Source organism: Dyadobacter sp. BE31 (assembly GCF_031457695.1).
Lineage (GTDB): Bacteria > Bacteroidota > Bacteroidia > Cytophagales > Spirosomataceae > Dyadobacter.
Window position 1 is genome coordinate 259,065 of record NZ_JAVDXA010000008.1, and the last position, 16,534, is coordinate 275,598.

General features: G+C 50.9%; 12 protein-coding genes. 6 read left to right on the forward strand and 6 right to left on the reverse strand.

Going from position 1 to position 16,534, the window contains the following annotated elements:
* The first annotated feature begins 19 nt into the window (after positions 1-19).
* The 4 genes from fucP (at position 20) to J2Y43_RS31030 (ending at position 5,277) form a co-directional block, all read left to right on the forward strand.
* Entirely contained in the window at positions 20-1,273 is a 1,254-nt protein-coding gene (gene fucP / locus J2Y43_RS31015; RefSeq protein ID WP_309991949.1) for an L-fucose:H+ symporter permease, read from the forward strand.
* A gap of 296 nt (positions 1,274-1,569) precedes the next feature.
* Entirely contained in the window at positions 1,570-2,469 is a 900-nt protein-coding gene (locus tag J2Y43_RS31020) for an ROK family protein (protein ID WP_309991952.1), read from the forward strand.
* Between the two features lie 148 nt (positions 2,470-2,617).
* Entirely contained in the window at positions 2,618-3,817 is a 1,200-nt protein-coding gene (locus J2Y43_RS31025) for a heparan-alpha-glucosaminide N-acetyltransferase domain-containing protein (protein ID WP_309991955.1), read from the forward strand.
* A 29-nt stretch (positions 3,818-3,846) separates the two neighbouring features.
* Positions 3,847-5,277 carry an SMP-30/gluconolactonase/LRE family protein gene (locus tag J2Y43_RS31030; RefSeq protein WP_309991958.1) on the forward strand — a complete coding sequence of 477 codons (1,431 nt, stop codon included), beginning with the start codon at positions 3,847-3,849 and terminating at the stop codon, positions 5,275-5,277.
* On the opposite strand, the gene J2Y43_RS31035 is transcribed toward J2Y43_RS31030, so the two are convergent.
* From J2Y43_RS31035 to J2Y43_RS31055, 5 genes are all read right to left on the reverse strand, one after another.
* Complete coding sequence (locus J2Y43_RS31035; protein WP_309991960.1) at positions 5,278-5,694, reverse strand: LIC_13387 family protein; 417 nt, start codon at positions 5,692-5,694, stop codon at positions 5,278-5,280.
* A 20-nt stretch (positions 5,695-5,714) separates the two neighbouring features.
* Entirely contained in the window at positions 5,715-7,820 is a 2,106-nt protein-coding gene (locus tag J2Y43_RS31040) for a family 10 glycosylhydrolase (protein WP_309991964.1), read from the reverse strand.
* Positions 7,821-7,902: 82 nt separating this feature from the next.
* Positions 7,903-9,039 carry an MFS transporter gene (locus J2Y43_RS31045; protein WP_309991966.1) on the reverse strand — a complete coding sequence of 379 codons (1,137 nt, stop codon included), beginning with the start codon at positions 9,037-9,039 and terminating at the stop codon, positions 7,903-7,905.
* Between the two features lie 151 nt (positions 9,040-9,190).
* Entirely contained in the window at positions 9,191-10,912 is a 1,722-nt protein-coding gene (locus J2Y43_RS31050; RefSeq protein ID WP_309991970.1) for a GMC family oxidoreductase, read from the reverse strand.
* Between the two features lie 82 nt (positions 10,913-10,994).
* A complete protein-coding gene (locus J2Y43_RS31055) occupies positions 10,995-11,525 on the reverse strand; it encodes a gluconate 2-dehydrogenase subunit 3 family protein (protein WP_309991974.1) in 531 nt (176 codons plus the stop codon).
* A gap of 583 nt (positions 11,526-12,108) precedes the next feature.
* On the opposite strand from J2Y43_RS31055, the gene J2Y43_RS31060 reads away from it, so the two are divergent.
* Complete coding sequence (locus J2Y43_RS31060) at positions 12,109-13,161, forward strand: aldo/keto reductase (protein ID WP_310226728.1); 1,053 nt, start codon at positions 12,109-12,111, stop codon at positions 13,159-13,161.
* 39 nt (positions 13,162-13,200) lie between these two features.
* Here the strand turns inward: J2Y43_RS31060 and J2Y43_RS31065 are convergent, their stop codons facing one another.
* Positions 13,201-13,839 (reverse strand): response regulator transcription factor, encoded by a 639-nt coding sequence (locus J2Y43_RS31065; RefSeq protein WP_309991980.1) that lies wholly within the window; start codon positions 13,837-13,839, stop codon positions 13,201-13,203.
* A 679-nt stretch (positions 13,840-14,518) separates the two neighbouring features.
* Here J2Y43_RS31065 and J2Y43_RS31070 point away from each other — a divergent pair.
* The gene (locus J2Y43_RS31070; RefSeq protein WP_309991983.1) at positions 14,519-16,516 is read left to right on the forward strand and encodes a T9SS type A sorting domain-containing protein; all 1,998 of its coding nucleotides are present in this window, start codon (positions 14,519-14,521) and stop codon (positions 16,514-16,516) included.
* The last annotated feature ends 18 nt before the right edge of the window (positions 16,517-16,534 follow it).

Below are 16,534 nucleotides of genomic sequence, written 5' to 3' on the forward strand. Positions count from 1 at the left end.
ATTTTTACTATTCAGCTAAATGAGCAACCATTCGTCTGTCGGCACCGTTCACGCCTCCCCGCCCAAGTTTACTGACAAAAAATACCTAGTTACCCTGGTCTTTGTTACATCCCTTTTTATGTTCTGGGGGATAGCGATTACGATGGGTGACGTGCTCAACAAGCACTTTCAGAAAGTACTCAGCCTGAGCAAGACACAATCGGCATTCGTACAGTTCGCGATTTTCGGGGCCTATTTCATCATGGGTATCCCTGCGGGTTTGTTCATGAAACGGTTCGGTTATAAAAATGGCGTATTGCTGGGCCTGTCGCTGTTTGCGCTTGGTGCATTCCTGTTCGTTCCGGCTGCCAGCACAGCTTCTTTCCCTTTCTTCGGTATTGCGCTGTTTATCCTGGGTTGTGGTTTGGCGACGCTTGAAACCGTGGCTCACCCGTTTGTAGCGTCACTTGGTGATCAGCGTACGAGCGACCAGCGTATCAACTTTGCACAGGCATTCAATGCTTTGGGCGCAATCCTCGGGCCTGCGATCGGTGGTTATTTCCTTTTCCGTAACCATGTCGAAGGCAGCACGGATCTTACTTCCGTAAAAAATCTTTATATCGCGATCGGTTCGGTCATTGCACTGATTGCCCTGGCTTTTTCATTTGTAAAAGTACCCGCGCTCATTGACCCGCATGCAGCGGATATTGATCCCGATGCGGTAAATGTGGATTCGGAGCCCGGTAAGTCATTGTTTCAGCACCGCCACTTCGTATGGGCTGTGGCTGCGCAGTTCTTCAACGTAGCTGCACAAGGCGGTACCTGGGCGTTCTTCATTAACTACGGCCATGAGAAAATGGGTTTCTCCGACGCCGTGGCAGCCAACTACATGATCGGTTTTATGGCATTGATGCTCGCGGGGCGTTTCGTTGGTACTTTTCTGATGCGTTTCATTGCACCAAATACGTTGTTGGCCATTTTTGCATTCAGTAACATCATTATGTGCCTCATCGTGGCGCAGGCGTGGGGATGGCCGTCGTTCATCGCGCTCATGATGCTCAATTTCTTTTTCAGTATCATGTTCCCGACGATTTTCAGCCTTGGTTTGAAAAACCTCGGCGCGCATACCCAGCAAGGTTCTTCATTCATCGCGATGGGTGTAGCAGGAGGGGCGTTTTTCCCGTTCCTGATGGGGGCCGTGGCAGAAACCAACGTGGCGCACGCCTACTATCTGCCGATTATCTGCTACGCGGTGATCTTCCTGTTTGGATATAAGTTTTACAAATCACATTGATGTACTTCGGCTGTCGGCAATCGGCAATCGGCTTTTAGGTCAACTGAAAGCCAGCCGACCGCCGATTACCGAGGTTCTATTTAATTAACAAAACAAATAAAGATACTTCGGCTGTCGGCTATCAGCAATCGGCTTTTTGTTCAACTGAAAGTCAGCCGACCGCCGATTACCGAGGTTCTATTTAATTAACAAAACGAATAAAGATACTTCGGCAATCGGCAATCGGCTTTTAGGTCAACTGAAAGTCAGCCGACCGCCGACTGCTGATAGCCGAAGTCTTTTTTAAAAAAACAACAATGAAACTCTGGGGAATCGACTTAGGAGGTACTAAAATAGAATGTGCAGTGCTGGATCCCGAAAGGAATCTGGAAGTAGTGGTACGCATGCGTGTGCCGACGGAATCGGTGAATGGGTACGACCATATCCTGTCGCAGATCAAGAAGCTGATCGACATGGTAGCAGACCAGGTAGGCGAGCGACCGCGCAAAATCGGTTTCGCGACGCCGGGTGTGCTTGAACCGGATTCGCAATTGATGAAAAATTCCAATACGACCTGCCTCAACGGGATGCCATTGAAGGTCGATCTTGAAAAAATACTGGGCGTGCCGTGCGAGCTGGCCAACGACGCAAACTGCTTCGCATTGGCAGAGGCATTAATGGGAGCCGGTAAGGATTACCACGGTGCGGAAGTCGTTTTCGGGGTAATTATGGGTACCGGTGTTGGTGGCGGATTGGTGGTTAACAACAAGATCATCGGCGGGCATCACGGTATCGGCGGCGAATGGGGCCACAATATCCTCGAAGAGGGGGGCGACCCATGTTATTGCGGCAAATCGGGTTGCGTGGAGCAGGTAATTGCCGGGCCTGCATTGGAGCGCCACTATGAAAGACTGAGCGGAGAGAAGGTATCCATGAAAACCGTGCTGGAAAGATACCACGCCGGTAACGACGAGCACGCCAAAGCGACTATCGAACGTCTGCTCGAATACTATGGCCGGGCCATTTCTACGCTTATCAACGTGATCGACCCGAACCTGATCGTGATCGGGGGAGGCGTAGGTAATATCGACCTGCTTTATACCGCCGGATTCGAACGCATCCGCAAGTATATTTTCAACAAAGGAATAGTAACAACGCCCATCGTGAAACCCAAATTGGGTGACAGTGCGGGCGTTTTCGGAGCGGCATTGCTGTAACCCGAATACCGCTTCTCCTATCCCGGCATTGCTCAGCGTTTTGTTGAGCAATGCCGGGATTTTTGTTGCCTTTTGATGGAGGTATATAGGCAGTAAATCAGTAATTTATGTGGCTTCTTAGGTCAGTTGTCATCAACTCACATTAGTCATGTATACCACAGCCACCAGCACCCTCAACAACCGTATCCGGTCTATCGACACTGTCCGCGGCCTGATCATCATTATCATGGCCCTCGACCATGTCCGCGACTTTTTCCATATCGCCGGCGCCACAGGCGATCCTACCGACCTTGCTACCACTACGCCCGCATTGTTTTTCACCCGCTGGATCACGCATTACTGTGCGCCATCGTTCATGATGCTTTCGGGGCTATCAGCCTATTTGTCGGGCCTGAACAAGACGGCCGCTGAGAAATCGGCTTTCCTGATTAAACGTGGGTTCTGGCTTATTTTGGTAGAAATGGTGTTTATGACCTTTGCATTTACATTTGATATTTACTACAAAACACTCTTTTTCGCCGTGTTTTGGGCGCTGGGCGGGGCGATGATCGTACTCGGCATTGCGGTGCGGTTTGCGTCGCCGAAAACCGTTCTGATGCTCGGGTTGGCATTGGTGCTCGGGCATAACCTGCTGGATTATGTGAAGTTGCAGGAAAACTCAACGGCTGATATCCTGCTGCGCATATTCTTTACCGGTAGGGGCACATTCCTGCCCCGGCCCGACGGCGGCGCCATCGTGTTCCTGTATGTGATATTTCCATGGGCGGGCATCATGATGTCGGGCTACGGGCTTGGTATGCTGTACAACCGCAATGCGGATCCCGCTCGCCGCAGAAAACTGCTCATTCTGATCGGCTCGGTGCTCACGGTGCTGTTTGTTGTTTTGAGGCTGATTAACGAATACGGCGATCCGGCCCCCTGGTCGACGCAGGATTCCGGTATCAAGACTTTCATGTCCTTCCTGAATGTGACCAAATATCCGCCTTCGCTGTTTTTTACTTTCATGACGCAGGGGCCGATACTCATTCTGTTGGCCCTTACCGAGCAGACGGATAATGCATTCAGCCGCATTTGCACGGTTTATGGCAGAGTCCCGTTCTTCTTCTTCCTGGTCCATTTTTACTTGATCCATATCATGACGATGGTGATTGTGTTCCTGTCGGGCTACACCTGGCAGCAGGCAACGGACGACAGCCTTTTCTTCAAGTTCCGGCCCAACGAATTCGGGTATCCGCTCGGGCAAACCTACCTGATCTGGATATTGATCGTCGTGGCGCTTTACTGGCCTTGCAAATGGTACGGTGAGTACCGGGCCCGGAAGCGGACGTGGTGGCTGAGTTATTTGTAAATGTTTTTTTAATTTAAATACACACCTGTATGAAGCATCTTCTGCTACTGTTATGCTTTTTTACACCTTTTTGGACCGATGCCCAGGCCCCGGAAGAAAACTACCCGGTAGATCCCGCATCCGAAGAACATCCGGGCGTACCCAAGGGTGAGGTTTTGAAATTTGTATTTGATCAATCCAAAATATTCCCGGGGACGTGGCGCGAGTACTGGGTGTACGTGCCTGCGCAATACAAGGCAGACACCCCCGCGTGCGTGTATGTGAACCAGGACGGTATTCAATGGAAGGCTCCGGTGGTGTTCGATAACCTCATTCACCAGAAGGAAATGCCGGTAACGATCGGCGTCTTTGTGATGCACGGGCGCGTGAAAGCCGCCGACCCTAATGCCGCTAATGACCGTTTCAATCGCAGCTTCGAGTACGACGGCCTGGGCGATGCCTATGCGCGGTTTATTCTCGAAGAAATCCTGCCGGAAGTTGAAAAGCAGAAAACGAGCGACGGCCGGCAGATCCGCCTTTCCAAAAACGGCAACGACCGCGCGATCGGTGGTTCGAGTAGCGGTGCAGTGTGTGCATTCACAGCCGCATGGGAAAGACCGGACGCCTTTTCACGCGTGTTCAGCGCGATTGGTACGTATGTGGGCCTGCGCGGCGCGGACCGTTATCCGACATTACTTCGAAAAGTCGAGCCGAAGCCCATTCGTATTTACATGCAGGACGGCGCCAACGACCTGAATATTTATGCCGGTGATTGGTGGATGGCCAATCAGACGATGTTGCGCGCGCTTACATTTGCCGGTTATGAGGTGAAACATCAATGGGGTGAGGGCGGCCATAACGGTAAGCAAGGGACGTCGCTGTTTCCGGAAGCAATGCGCTATTTGTGGAACGGCTGGCCGGAGCCGGTCAAAAAAGGACAGTCGCAGAATGCATTTTTGTCGGCTTTACTGATTCCGGGAGAGGACTGGGCGGAGGCTGCCGATGCTTTTCCAATGAAGGGGAAACCGGAACCTTCCAGCGCGAATTCCTTGAAAACACTGAAAGCCGGAGCCGCGGCGCTTTCTCCCGATCAGACGTTGGTTTATACCGTCGACTCCACCTCGCATTGGGTATACTCCTATCAGGTCCAACCGAACCGGAAACTGGCGTACAGGCAGCGATTTGGATGGCTGCACGTATCCGATGCCGAAAATAAAGCAGGGGCGTCCGGCATCGTTTGTGATCGCGATGGCCGGATTTACGTAGCTACGAATTCCGGTGTGCAAATCCTCGATCAGACCGGCCGCGCGAATGCCATTTTGCCTACACCTCATGGCACAGCCAGCAAAATAACTTTTGGCGGGGGCAATTCGGATGTGCTGTACGTGAAAATCATGGGTAAAACTTATGGCCGCAAGCTGAAAACCCGCGGCATAAATCCAGGAGAAGCGCCCAACAAGCCGGACGCTCCCAAATTGTAGTTAGCCGTTCAGAAAGATGGCCAGCACCACCAGCAGGCCCGCAGCCAGGCTGATGGAACCTGCGAACGGGAAGAAATATACAAATTCAATAATTCCCATGGCCAAGTAGCCGATCCCGATCGGTGTGAGGACGTTTCGGGCGATGTCGTGGTTACTGTCGGCATACCGTGCCGCAGACAGGATGAGCATGATCGACATACCATATACGACGAACAATATGAGGCCGTAACCTTCAAAGTAGTCGCCCATGCTCCGCATTGCGCCCATGAACTCGAATTTTGGCCCGGTCATCTGCCGGATCACCTCTTGCTTGACGGGGTCAGGGGTTTCTTTCCAGGTGAAATGGCCAAAAAAATGCCCGATCAGGTGAATGAGGATACACAGCGCAGCAATGCGCAGGACGAGTCTTGGTTTCATGGGGTAGCGTTTGATTTAGTTTACCATTCCATCACAATACTTTCGAACTCCGCGAGGCGTGCGAGCGAGAGACTGAGCGTGCCGTCTTTCCAGGTAAAGTTTAAAGGCTTGTGATTCGTCAAAGTAAACACTTTTTGCGGTTTTTTCGCCAGCCTGATCCTGAATTGCAAATCGTTGACAGGCAGGGGTTCGAAATAGGTGTTTCCGCTGAAACCGGTTAGGTTAATTAAGTGTAAAATCTGTCCGTCAGGGGTGTTTTTCGACTGATTTTCGGGGGTGTTGCGGGTGAATGTTTTCAGCACCGTTTCAACCCGTACCGGCGCATTCGTCTGGAAATTTTGTGCGATTTCGGGTAGCATGTGGTGGATCATATCCAGCAATAGGTTCTTGTGTTCCTGATAGCCATGCATGTAATAAATTCGGCCGAGGTTGATCGGGAAAAGTGCTGCTTTGCTGTTCGGATGATTTTTAATGCCCAATGCATAGTAACCCGTCGGATCGTGGCCGCCGATGATTTCAGGAGGGCCCGGGCGGCCTTTTGCCAACACGGGAAGCAGTTTTCGATCGGCACCCGAGAGGTCATATAGCCCGAGGTTGAATTTCCAGAAAAGCATGCTCTGCCCTTTGAAACTTTTGAAAATGCTGCGGTCGTCGGGTACGAGGTAGTTTCCGGCGCCATCATTATCCTTCTTCTCGATTTTTGCACCGAAAAGTGCTTGAAGCGTTTCGGGGCTATCAAACAAAGTCCGATTGGTGGCGATCAGGTGGGTGCCTTGCTGGCAGGCTTCTTTCAGTATTCGAATGGCTTCCGGTTTCAGGTAAGTGATCTCCGGCAGGATGATCAGTTTATAGCCCTTTACCTGCTGTTCCAGATTCGCGATCTGGCCGTCTTCCACGATATCGAATGGAATGTGTGCCTCGCGGAGCATGAGCTGGATGCCGCGGTATTCCTGCATCGGTTCGCCATTTGGCCAGGCACCAGGCGCTATCACGGCTATTTGAGCTACCGACTGATATTTGCCGAAATAGGCCTCGTTTTTTTTGTGAAAACCATACACTTTCCTGAAAACGGGATAGCTTCGTTCGTCCTCGTACCCGCGCATGTCGCCCATCATGCTCATGTCCAGTCCCGAACCGTTGGCGATATTCTCGTACAGCCTGATCCGCGTTTCCTCCGGTTCCACAGCATTGTACCGCGACTGGAAGGATATTTGCTGAATGCTCGCGTTGCTGATAATGTGGTCCGGAAACGAGTTGACCGCATTGCCGACATTATCGGAGGCCGTGTAAGGCCAATACGGCAGGGTGGTCATGCTCTGCGACTCGTGGCGGATGATATCCACGAACTTGTCGGAGTAGGTACAGATTGCGATCTGCTCATTTTTCGACTTCACGAGCTTGTGCAGTCTTTCCGACCAATCCTCCACAGTCGTTTTTTTGAATTCGAGGTATTGCTGGAAAAGTGGGTCTGCTTTGTTTTCCTCGGTAGGCAGCGCTTTGCCGCCGCTGAATTCCGCGAAGCGCTTTTGATCGTATGCATTCTGATCGATGCCATGGTATTTGCCTTCATAGGGATTATTGACCTGATATCCGGGCATATTCAGGAAGATACCATCGATCGGGAAGGTGTTGATCACCTCTTCAATGATCTTGAATGCCTTTTCCTGCACATAGGGGGCATTAATGGACACCACATACATATCGGTATTGATGATACGCTCGCCTTTCGGAGATATGTAGCACCAATCGGGGTGGGCCTTGAAAATACTTTCGTGTACACGGCTGAAATCGAAGCGGACAATTACCTTAATGCTGTTACTGTGGCATTTGCGCACAATATCGGCGAGGACATTATTGTCTTTCAGATAGGGATTCCGATAATGAAAATCAAGTTGAGAGGGGTAGAAAGCCATAATGCCTCCCGCATTGATCAACAGCGTGTTGGCGGAACAGGCGACCAGGTCGGCTACAATGGAGTCGGCGTTAATTGTCGCGGCCTCGTAAGCGGGCAGGTTCATTTGGATAACCCTCAGATTGTTCCTTTTCCACCAGAAATCCGGTTTGTTTTGTGCCAGGAGGGAACTTGCATTTATGAGAAAATACAGGAGTACAATGCGGCTTTTCATACCAAAATGAATGATTTGGTGGAAAAGAGCCGCGCTGCATCGCATCTACTGAATGCAGGTAGATTGATTTTATCCCGCCATTCTATTCGCGGTGCTTGTAGCCGAATGCGACGAAAAAGAGGAGTATCCCCACCAATCCGAGTGCCCAGGACAAGGAAGTGATTTCAGCGAGCACGCCAATCAGTGCCGGACCGGCGAGCTGGCCGGAATAGCCCAGTATGGTAACTGCCGACAATGCAATGGACGGCGGTACATGGGGAATACGCCCGGCGGCGGTGAAGAATATCGGTACCACGTTGGCAGCGCCAAGTCCAACCATTACAAATCCCACCAATGCAGCAATGGCGAAAGGGATGGTAACCGCTACAATGAAGCCGGCGCCAGCCAGTAAGGTGCCGTAAAATACCACTTTTGCCGGACCCAGCCGATGGATAATGCCGTCGCCGGTGAGGCGCATGATGGCCATGGCAACCGAAAATGCGGCGTAGCCAAGTCCGGAGAATGATGGGTCGAAGCCTCGTGAGAATTGCAGAAAAACGGCGCTCCAATCGAGGAGGGAGCCTTCGGCAAGGAAAAGAATGAAGCACATAATGCCCAGTACCACGACAGGCCCCTTTGGCAATACGAAACTGGTACCATCCAGTTTGGCCTCTTCCGAATGGGGTAACAGGTACCGCGACTGCGTTACAGTAATGAAGACGAGCAAAGCGGAAATAGCGACGGCTGCGTAAGTAGGCGAGAGGCCGGCTTTGATCAGAAAACCCAATCCTATGGAGCCCATGAGCCCGCCAAGGCTGAACATTCCGTGGAAGGAGGACATAATATGGCTGCCGTGCCGTTCCTGAACCACGACGGCCTGCGCATTCATGGAAACGTCGATGGAGCCGATTCCCGCGCCAAACACGAACAATGCCGCGGCAAGCTGGTAAGGAGAGCTGGCCATTAGCAGCAATGGAAGGAGAGAAGCGATTACCAATGCCGAAACGATAGCCACTGTCCGGCTGCCGTATTTATTGATCAGCAAACCGGTGAGCGGCATTGTGAGAATGGCCCCAGCGCCCAATGCGAGCAGGACGACACCTAAATCGGCATCGTTCAGGCCCAGTTTGATTTTGGCAAAAGGCACCATCGGCGCCCAGCTCGACAGGCCGATGCCGCATACTAGAAATATCAATAAGGTTGCTCTCCGGGCTGCGCTGATTCTCAGTTTCTCTTCCATTGATGTAAGCGTGGATTTTCTACAAAGAAATATGATTTTGCAGAAAATTGCAAAATATTGCAAAAAATAGCAATTCTGGATGTTGAATTGTCAGGATCGGTTACTTAAAAAAAGAGGCCAGGTTTTCGTTACCTGGCCTCTGGATATTCCATCAGATGTTTTTCTTTTTGGATTCTTTCACTGCGAAATCCACCGCTCGCGCCGTAAGGGCCATATAGGTAAGCGACGGGTTTACACACGACGCGGACGTCATGGCGGCACCGTCGGTAACGAATACGTTCTTCACCGCGTGGAGCTGGTTGTTACCATTCAGAACCGACGTTTTAGGATCGCGTCCCATACGGGCTGTGCCCATTTCGTGGATCGCCATCCCCAGGTACGAACCGTTGTCATAAGTACGCACGTTCTTGACACCCGATCTTTCGAGCATTTCGGCTGCGTCGTTCATCATATCCTTGCGCATTTTTTTCTCGTTCTCGCGAAGGTCAGCATCGAAAACAACGGCAGGAATACCGAATTTGTCTTTCTTATCCTTATTCAGGTACATCCGGTTTTCGTGGTATGGCAATGTTTCACCGAAACCACCGAAGCCCATTGTCCAGTTGCCCGGGGTGGTGAGCTCTTCCTTGAAATCGGCGCCGAATGCCAGCTCGGCAATGTTGCGCTGCCATCCCTGGCGGCCACCGCCACCCTGGTAGCCGAATCCGCGCAGGTAGTCGCGTTTGTCGTTGCCGACGTTGCGGTAACGCGGTACATATATACCGTTGGCGCGGCGACCGAAGTAATATTTGTCGAGGTCACCTTCCCAGGTACCACTCGCGCCTGTGCGGAAGTGGTGGTCCATGAGATTATGGCCCAGTTCGCCCGAGTCGTTACCCATTCCGTTGGGGAAGCGGTCGGAAGTAGAGTTGAGAAGCAAAGCCGTTGATGCCATCGCACTTGCGCAAACGAAGATGATATTTGCAAAAAACTCGCGCTCCTGCAAGGTCACCGTGTCGACGACGCGTACGCCGGTAGCACGGCCATTTTGTTTTTTACCATCATAAATAATCTCGCGCACCACCGAATCGGGGCGGAGCGTCAGCCGGCCTGTTTTCATCGCCGGCGGCAATGTCGACGACTGGGTGCTGAAATACGCGCCATATGGACAGCCATAGGAGCAGCGGTTGCGGTACTGGCACGGGCCGCGGCCGCCGTCGAGCTGGATCTTGGTCGGTTGCGAAAGGTTGGCAACACGTCCGATCGTCATCACCCGGCCGGGGAATTCTTTTTCCAGGCGTTTGCGTACTTCTTTTTCGACGTGGTACATTTCCATCGGCGCAATGAAGTCGCTGTCGGGCAACTGCGGCAAACCGAGCTTCTCGCCCGAAATACCGACGTGTTTTTCAACGTATGAATACCATGGGGCAATGTCTTTGTATCGGATCGGCCAGTCGACAGCGATGCCATCTTTCAGGTTGGCTTCGAAGTCGAGGTCGCTCAGGCGGTACGATTGCCTTCCCCACATGATTGACTTCCCGCCGACGATGTTCGGACGGAACCAGTCGAAGCGCTTTTTCTCTTCGTAAGGCTGGTCCATATCGTTCATCCAGTACTTCTCGGTCATTTCATTGTACGGATAGTCACGCGAGAGGAATGGGTGTGTTTCCTTCTGTTTGACCGTCAGGCGGCCGTTGTACTGCGTTTCCCAGGGAGCTTTCAGGGCATTTTCATAGCCTGTCACGTGTTCCAGGTTCTTACCTTTTTCGAGCATGAGCACTCTCAGGCCCTTTTCGGTCAGTTCTTTCGCCGCCCAGCCGCCGGAAACTCCGGAGCCAATCACGATGGCGTCGTAGGTGATGTCTTTTTTTGCGTCAATATTAAGATTCGCCATTTTCTAATAGAGTTTGGAATGTCAGGAGTAGTCAGAAGGTCATGGGGTAACTACTGCTATGGTCCTATTAATTGTTCCCGGATTAAAGTGCCCAGCTTTTCTGTCCTTTGGGCATGGGCCAGCTACCTTCGAACCGGCCGGGGATCGGCAGGTAATCGAGCGCCTGTGTCGCGCCGATTTCGGAAGTGAAATAGCCGGTAACGGTGAGCCCTTTCATTTGCAGGAAAAAAGGCTTGTCGGAAACGGTGGTCTTTTTGATAATATCGTTTTTCTGGGTGGCGTCCAGCGCGGCGAAATCCTTGGAGTAGGTTTCTTTGGCGAGCGCGTCCACTTTGGCAAGACCATCATAGAACTTTTTCTGCTCCTCCATCGGGTAACAGTCGCGCATGACGCGTACGATAAACTTCTCGGCTCCGGCGGCTTTGGCGCCCGGGGTACCGGTGGTAGGGATGATCACATCCGCGACTTCCGCGAGCAGGGCTTCCTGCTGATCGGACACTTCAAGGGATGGGCCGAAATTCAGACGCTCGCCTGCGATACCGGCCATGAGCGGGGCTGAAATCGCGCCGCCCAACAGGAAGGTTATTCTTTGAACAGCTTCTCTACGGTTCATGGTTAGGTTATTAAGTCAGGAAATTCAAATTGCTATAAAAAATATCTTTTAAAGATAATAAGAAGGGCGTTTCGGGCATCAAAACAGGCCCGTTTTTCCGAATATTCATCCAAAAAGACCATTTGCACATCAAATTTCGTGAGGTCCCCATCCTGTGATGATATTTGAGTCATAGTTACTGGACTAGGGGCTGAGGCAACAGCAATTTAAGTATCCTGTTGAACCAGTTAAAGGTTAGGTAAAAGAGGAACGTTGAGTAAATAATGTGAATATCTTCCCTGAGGTTCAGGGAAGATATTTTTTTGAGGGCACCAAAAGAAGACATGCGTAATGAAATAGCTATATAACCAACCTAACTAAACGAACAGCCGAAGTTGCAGCGGTTACGGGAAACTGGCGGATCCCTGATTGTACGATGGAGGCAAAAAGGCCGGATGCGTCCGGCCTTTTTTGTGCCCTACTGTGCATAAAAGGGCTGTTTGGCTTGATGTTTGAAGATTTTATCCCTTAATTGGGCGCGGCCTATGCGCCGCGTAGGTCGTGCTACGCGGCGGGCGCCTTATTCATTTTAAAATCAACGCAAATGGAATTCAGACAACTGGGAGGATCGGGCTTGAAAGTACCGGTGCTTAGCTTTGGTACCGGCACTTTCGGCGGTACCGGTGATTTCTTCAAGGCATGGGGCAATACACAGGTCGACGAAGCAACGAAGCTGGTGGGGCTGTGTATGGATGCAGGTCTCAATTTTTTCGATACGGCTAATGTCTATTCGCAAGGTTTGTCCGAAGAAATCCTCGGCAAAGCGATTATCGGGCTGCGCGACAAGATTATTCTCTCTACAAAAGCTACGTTCAGAATGGGAACCCAGCCGAACCAGTCGGGCTCGGGGCGTTTTCACCTGATCAAGGCGTGCGAGGACAGTTTACGCAGGCTGCAAACGGATTACATTGACATTTACCATATGCACGGCTTCGACGGCACCACGCCGGTGGAGGAAACGCTCAGCGCATTGGACGACCTGATCCGCGCCGGAAAGGTACGCTACATTGCCTGCTCCAACTTTTCGGGCTGGCACCTGATGAAATCGCTCTCGGTTTCAGAGCGGTACGGCTGGGCGAAGTACATCGCGCACCAGGCGCATTATTCATTGCTAAGCAGGGAACTGGAATGGGAGCTGATGCCGCTCGGTGTCGACCAGAAGGTCGGCACGATCGTGTGGAGCCCGTTGTCGGCAGGGCGCCTGGGAGGGAAATACCGCCGAAACCAGCCTCTTCCGCCGGAAGGCCGTATTGCGCAGGGAGGAGGCGAGGGGCCCGCCATACCCGAGGAATTTTTCTTTAACCTGATCGATGTGCTCGACGAAGTAGCCGCAGAAACGGAAAAAACCGTTGCACAAGTGGCACTGAATTGGCTGTTGCAGCGCCCGACTGTCTGCAATATCGTAATAGGTGCGCGGAATGAGGAGCAGTTGAAGCAAAACCTCGGGGCTGTGGGTTGGAACCTCACGCTGGAACAGGTGAAGCGCCTGGATGCGGCTAGCGAAAAGTCGCCGATATATCCTTACTGGCATCAGCGGAAGAATACCGCATTGAATCCCCTTCCTGATTTTTACGGCCATCTTATGGCCCGACAATAAATAAAACAACCGGAGGCCGGGCTTGCAGGTTTCGGTTTGCTACCTGGCCTCCGGGATATATAATCCGTGCTGCATGGCATACACGATGAGATCGGTGGTCCGGCGTACTTTCAGCTTATCCATGACGCTACGATGATAATATTGCACTGTATGGGCACTCAGTTTCAGCTCATAGGCAATTTCCTTAATCGTGTGCCCGCCGCAGACTTTTTGAAGTACTTCTTTTTCCCTTGGGGAGAGATGCATAACCACTTCTTCTTCCGTAAACACGCTGTTGATCAGCGTATCGCGGATGGTTTTCCCAATGTACTGCTTGCCCGCGCGCACCTGGAAAATTGACTCCCTGAATTCCTCGAAAAGCGTCGATTTCGACAAAAAGCTGTTCGCCCCGCGGCGGATCGTGTATTTGACGGTCTGAGCATCTGTTACCGTCGACAGCACTATTACCTTCATTTCCCTCGGTAACGTCGATCGGCACACGTCGAGTAATTCCAGGCCGTTCTGGCTGTTGAGGGCAAGGTCCATGACCAGAATGTCGGGAGGCGTGCTGCTTCTTTCCGTCAGGAAATCTTTACCGTCCGTGTATGCTTCCACCGTTTCTACTTCGGGTATCAGCTTCAACAGATTTTGAAGGGCATCAGCAAGAAGAAGGTGTTCATCTACTAAAACTATATTCATAGAATTACTTTTAAGTGCTGTTAAATCTAATTTGGTGCCCCGATTTTATACAATTCGATCATTTGATATTTATAGTCGGAAGGGGGAATGCGCTGAAATTTTTGTCGATTTTTGATATAATCAATTCAGCTACACAAAATACGCGAATATAAAGCAAATTGACCATCCATTGGAGTGTAGTAGTTATTTGCAGGAAGTAACTTTCGGTGAATTTCTAACGATCGGGTAGATAAAATTAATTCTATACCCCCAGTTTTTTGGGGGTGCAATCATACTAAAAAGATGCGGGTTTGTTTTGATTCATTTATAAATACATTTGCAAATAAGTACTATCTAGTTTGAGAATATAGTATAACTAAATTGACATACTTGATTTCACCCATATTCTTAAAGTCATCAACACCTAAACCATTTCCACAGTACAATTACAGAAATCACTTGCTCATCTCTCTTGACCGGCACTCCGGTTATTCGTTAGACGACACCTTCACAAGAAAGACCATCAGGCGCCAGCGCGTATAGGAATCAGCGTGCGCTCACAGATGGAATACCACATCGGATCTGACCACGCTACCGGTTTTGCCGGGATAAGGTTTCTTTTATTCAACTGTTTGATTTCCTAGTATTTATGTTCAATTGATCACATAACGGTTAATTTCTATTCTAAATTTCTATCACTATGAAAAGTTCTATCGGCCATTTGATTAAGCAGTTGGCGCCATCGCGGTACCATCGCGGAACGGCGATGGCGGCCCTGGTTGCTTCGGCATTTTCTGTCAATGTGTATGCGCAGGAGTACGCAACCAGTCAAACGAGTTCTACGACGACGGGACAGTTGTTGTTTGTTGAGGCCCCAGGCACGATCACCGGTGCGGCGAATGCAACCGGGGCGCCTGATAACAATTATGCTACTCTGACATCATCCGGTATCGTTGTAACGGCCGTATCGATAACAGGTAGTTCCACCTTGAATCTGACCATGCCTACGGCAATTCCAGCCAACAAAAGGGCTTTTGTAAAGATTCAGACCCCGACAGTTACCGGCCTCAGCCTCGACCTCGGCAATCTGGTGAACCTTCTTGGCCTACTGTCATCGAACGCTATTCAGGTCACTACCAATGCGGGTACCGCGCAAAGCACGCTTGTAAAAGATGGTGCGAACAACCTTTATATCGCCGTAACTTCATCCTCGGCGTTTAGCACAATATCTCTTAAAGTAGATCTGGCTAACTACACCGGCACGCTTGGTCTGGCACTGGGTTATCTATCGTTGAATGTCGACGGTGTCGTTTCGTACGAAAATGCGCCTATCGGTGCTTGTGACCTGATCTCCTACGGTTATTCTGGTATCGATCCCAATTCGACGGGCGTTCTCGGGGTAACTTTGACCCAGTCTTTGCAGAATCCTCAAAACGCGGTTGACGGCATTATCAGCCCTACCAACTTCTCATTGCTGCAAAACGGTGCAGTGTCGGTTGTTACATCTGTTTCGGAGACATTCTACCTTGCCAAAGCGTCGGCCTCGAACAACGAGCTGGTGGCGATTATTTCCAGACCTCCTGCATTGGCGAATTTGGCGGTTCTCGACAATATCTCATTCCAGGCATATCTCGGTAACACGCCGGTAGGTGCCCCGCAATCCATCACGAGCTTGCTGTCGCTCGATTTGCTCGGCTTGTTCCAAAGCGACGCGCTGACTCCTGTGAAGTTTACCCCGGGCGGGAGCTTCGACAGGGTTGTAGTTACATCTACCACTGGCGTGAATGCGAATTTGTTTACAGGCTTGCGCATACATGAGCTGGCTTCGCGACCGCCGGTAACTTTCACAGGCGGTACCGTGGCATCCAGCCGCGTTGGTGATGCTACCAACTCGAATCTTTTTGGTGCACAAACCGGCGGTTCCGGAAGTTTCAGTATCCAATGCGGTTTGCCGACCGACTACACTTATGCACTGTATCAGGTAACGGCACCAGGTGCCCGCACATTGGCAGGAACGCTGCCAAGTACTATTACCCTTAACCCGGATGGTACTTTCTCGGGTACTCCGACAACCGGACAGAACGGTACTTATACGTTCGATGTACAAGCCACAAACCAATTTGGTCAGACAGGGATCACAAGTTTCACCATGGTCGTAGAAAATGCCTTGCCTGTGACATTAGTTACATTCAAAGCGCTGAGCGAAGGGCAGACAGCTGCATTGGCCTGGACTACATCTGAGGAAACCAACAGCGATCGCTTCGATATCGAGCGTAGCCAGAATGGCAAAAACTGGGTAAAGATCGGTTCTTTGGCTTCACACAAGGAAAGTAAGGTGAACCAGTATTATTCTTTCGCGGATGCAGCTCCTTTGAGAGGTAGCAATTACTACCGTCTGAAAATGGTTGACCGCGACGAGACATTCGCATACAGCCATATCGAGCATTTGAATTTCGATGGTGTTGCATTGGTTTATCCTAACCCTGTAACTGCTTCGCAAAACTTGACATTCAATGTTGGGGATTGGAGCAAAGTGAGCCGGGTGAAGGTGGTGAATGCTGCCGGAAAGGTGGTTTTCGAAGCTTCGAACGCATTGCTTTCGGGACTCAACGCACGCAATCTCGTAGCAGGTGCATATGTGGTACAGGTGACCCATATCGACGGCACTGTAAGCTCACAGCGATTTGTAAGACAGTAATTTCCCTGTCTCACACCA

What these genes read in the sequence shown, in the direction of transcription:
- fucP (WP_309991949.1), top strand. Translation starts at nt 20, where the DNA reads ATGAGCAACCATTCGTCTGTCGGCACCGTTCACGCCTCCCCGCCCAAG.
- J2Y43_RS31020 (WP_309991952.1), top strand. Translation starts at nt 1,570, where the DNA reads ATGAAACTCTGGGGAATCGACTTAGGAGGTACTAAAATAGAATGTGCA.
- J2Y43_RS31025 (WP_309991955.1), top strand. Translation starts at nt 2,618, where the DNA reads ATGTATACCACAGCCACCAGCACCCTCAACAACCGTATCCGGTCTATC.
- J2Y43_RS31030 (WP_309991958.1), top strand. Translation starts at nt 3,847, where the DNA reads ATGAAGCATCTTCTGCTACTGTTATGCTTTTTTACACCTTTTTGGACC.
- J2Y43_RS31035 (WP_309991960.1), bottom strand. Translation starts at nt 5,694, where the DNA reads ATGAAACCAAGACTCGTCCTGCGCATTGCTGCGCTGTGTATCCTCATT.
- J2Y43_RS31040 (WP_309991964.1), bottom strand. Translation starts at nt 7,820, where the DNA reads ATGAAAAGCCGCATTGTACTCCTGTATTTTCTCATAAATGCAAGTTCC.
- J2Y43_RS31045 (WP_309991966.1), bottom strand. Translation starts at nt 9,039, where the DNA reads ATGGAAGAGAAACTGAGAATCAGCGCAGCCCGGAGAGCAACCTTATTG.
- J2Y43_RS31050 (WP_309991970.1), bottom strand. Translation starts at nt 10,912, where the DNA reads ATGGCGAATCTTAATATTGACGCAAAAAAAGACATCACCTACGACGCC.
- J2Y43_RS31055 (WP_309991974.1), bottom strand. Translation starts at nt 11,525, where the DNA reads ATGAACCGTAGAGAAGCTGTTCAAAGAATAACCTTCCTGTTGGGCGGC.
- J2Y43_RS31060 (WP_310226728.1), top strand. Translation starts at nt 12,109, where the DNA reads ATGGAATTCAGACAACTGGGAGGATCGGGCTTGAAAGTACCGGTGCTT.
- J2Y43_RS31065 (WP_309991980.1), bottom strand. Translation starts at nt 13,839, where the DNA reads ATGAATATAGTTTTAGTAGATGAACACCTTCTTCTTGCTGATGCCCTT.
- J2Y43_RS31070 (WP_309991983.1), top strand. Translation starts at nt 14,519, where the DNA reads ATGAAAAGTTCTATCGGCCATTTGATTAAGCAGTTGGCGCCATCGCGG.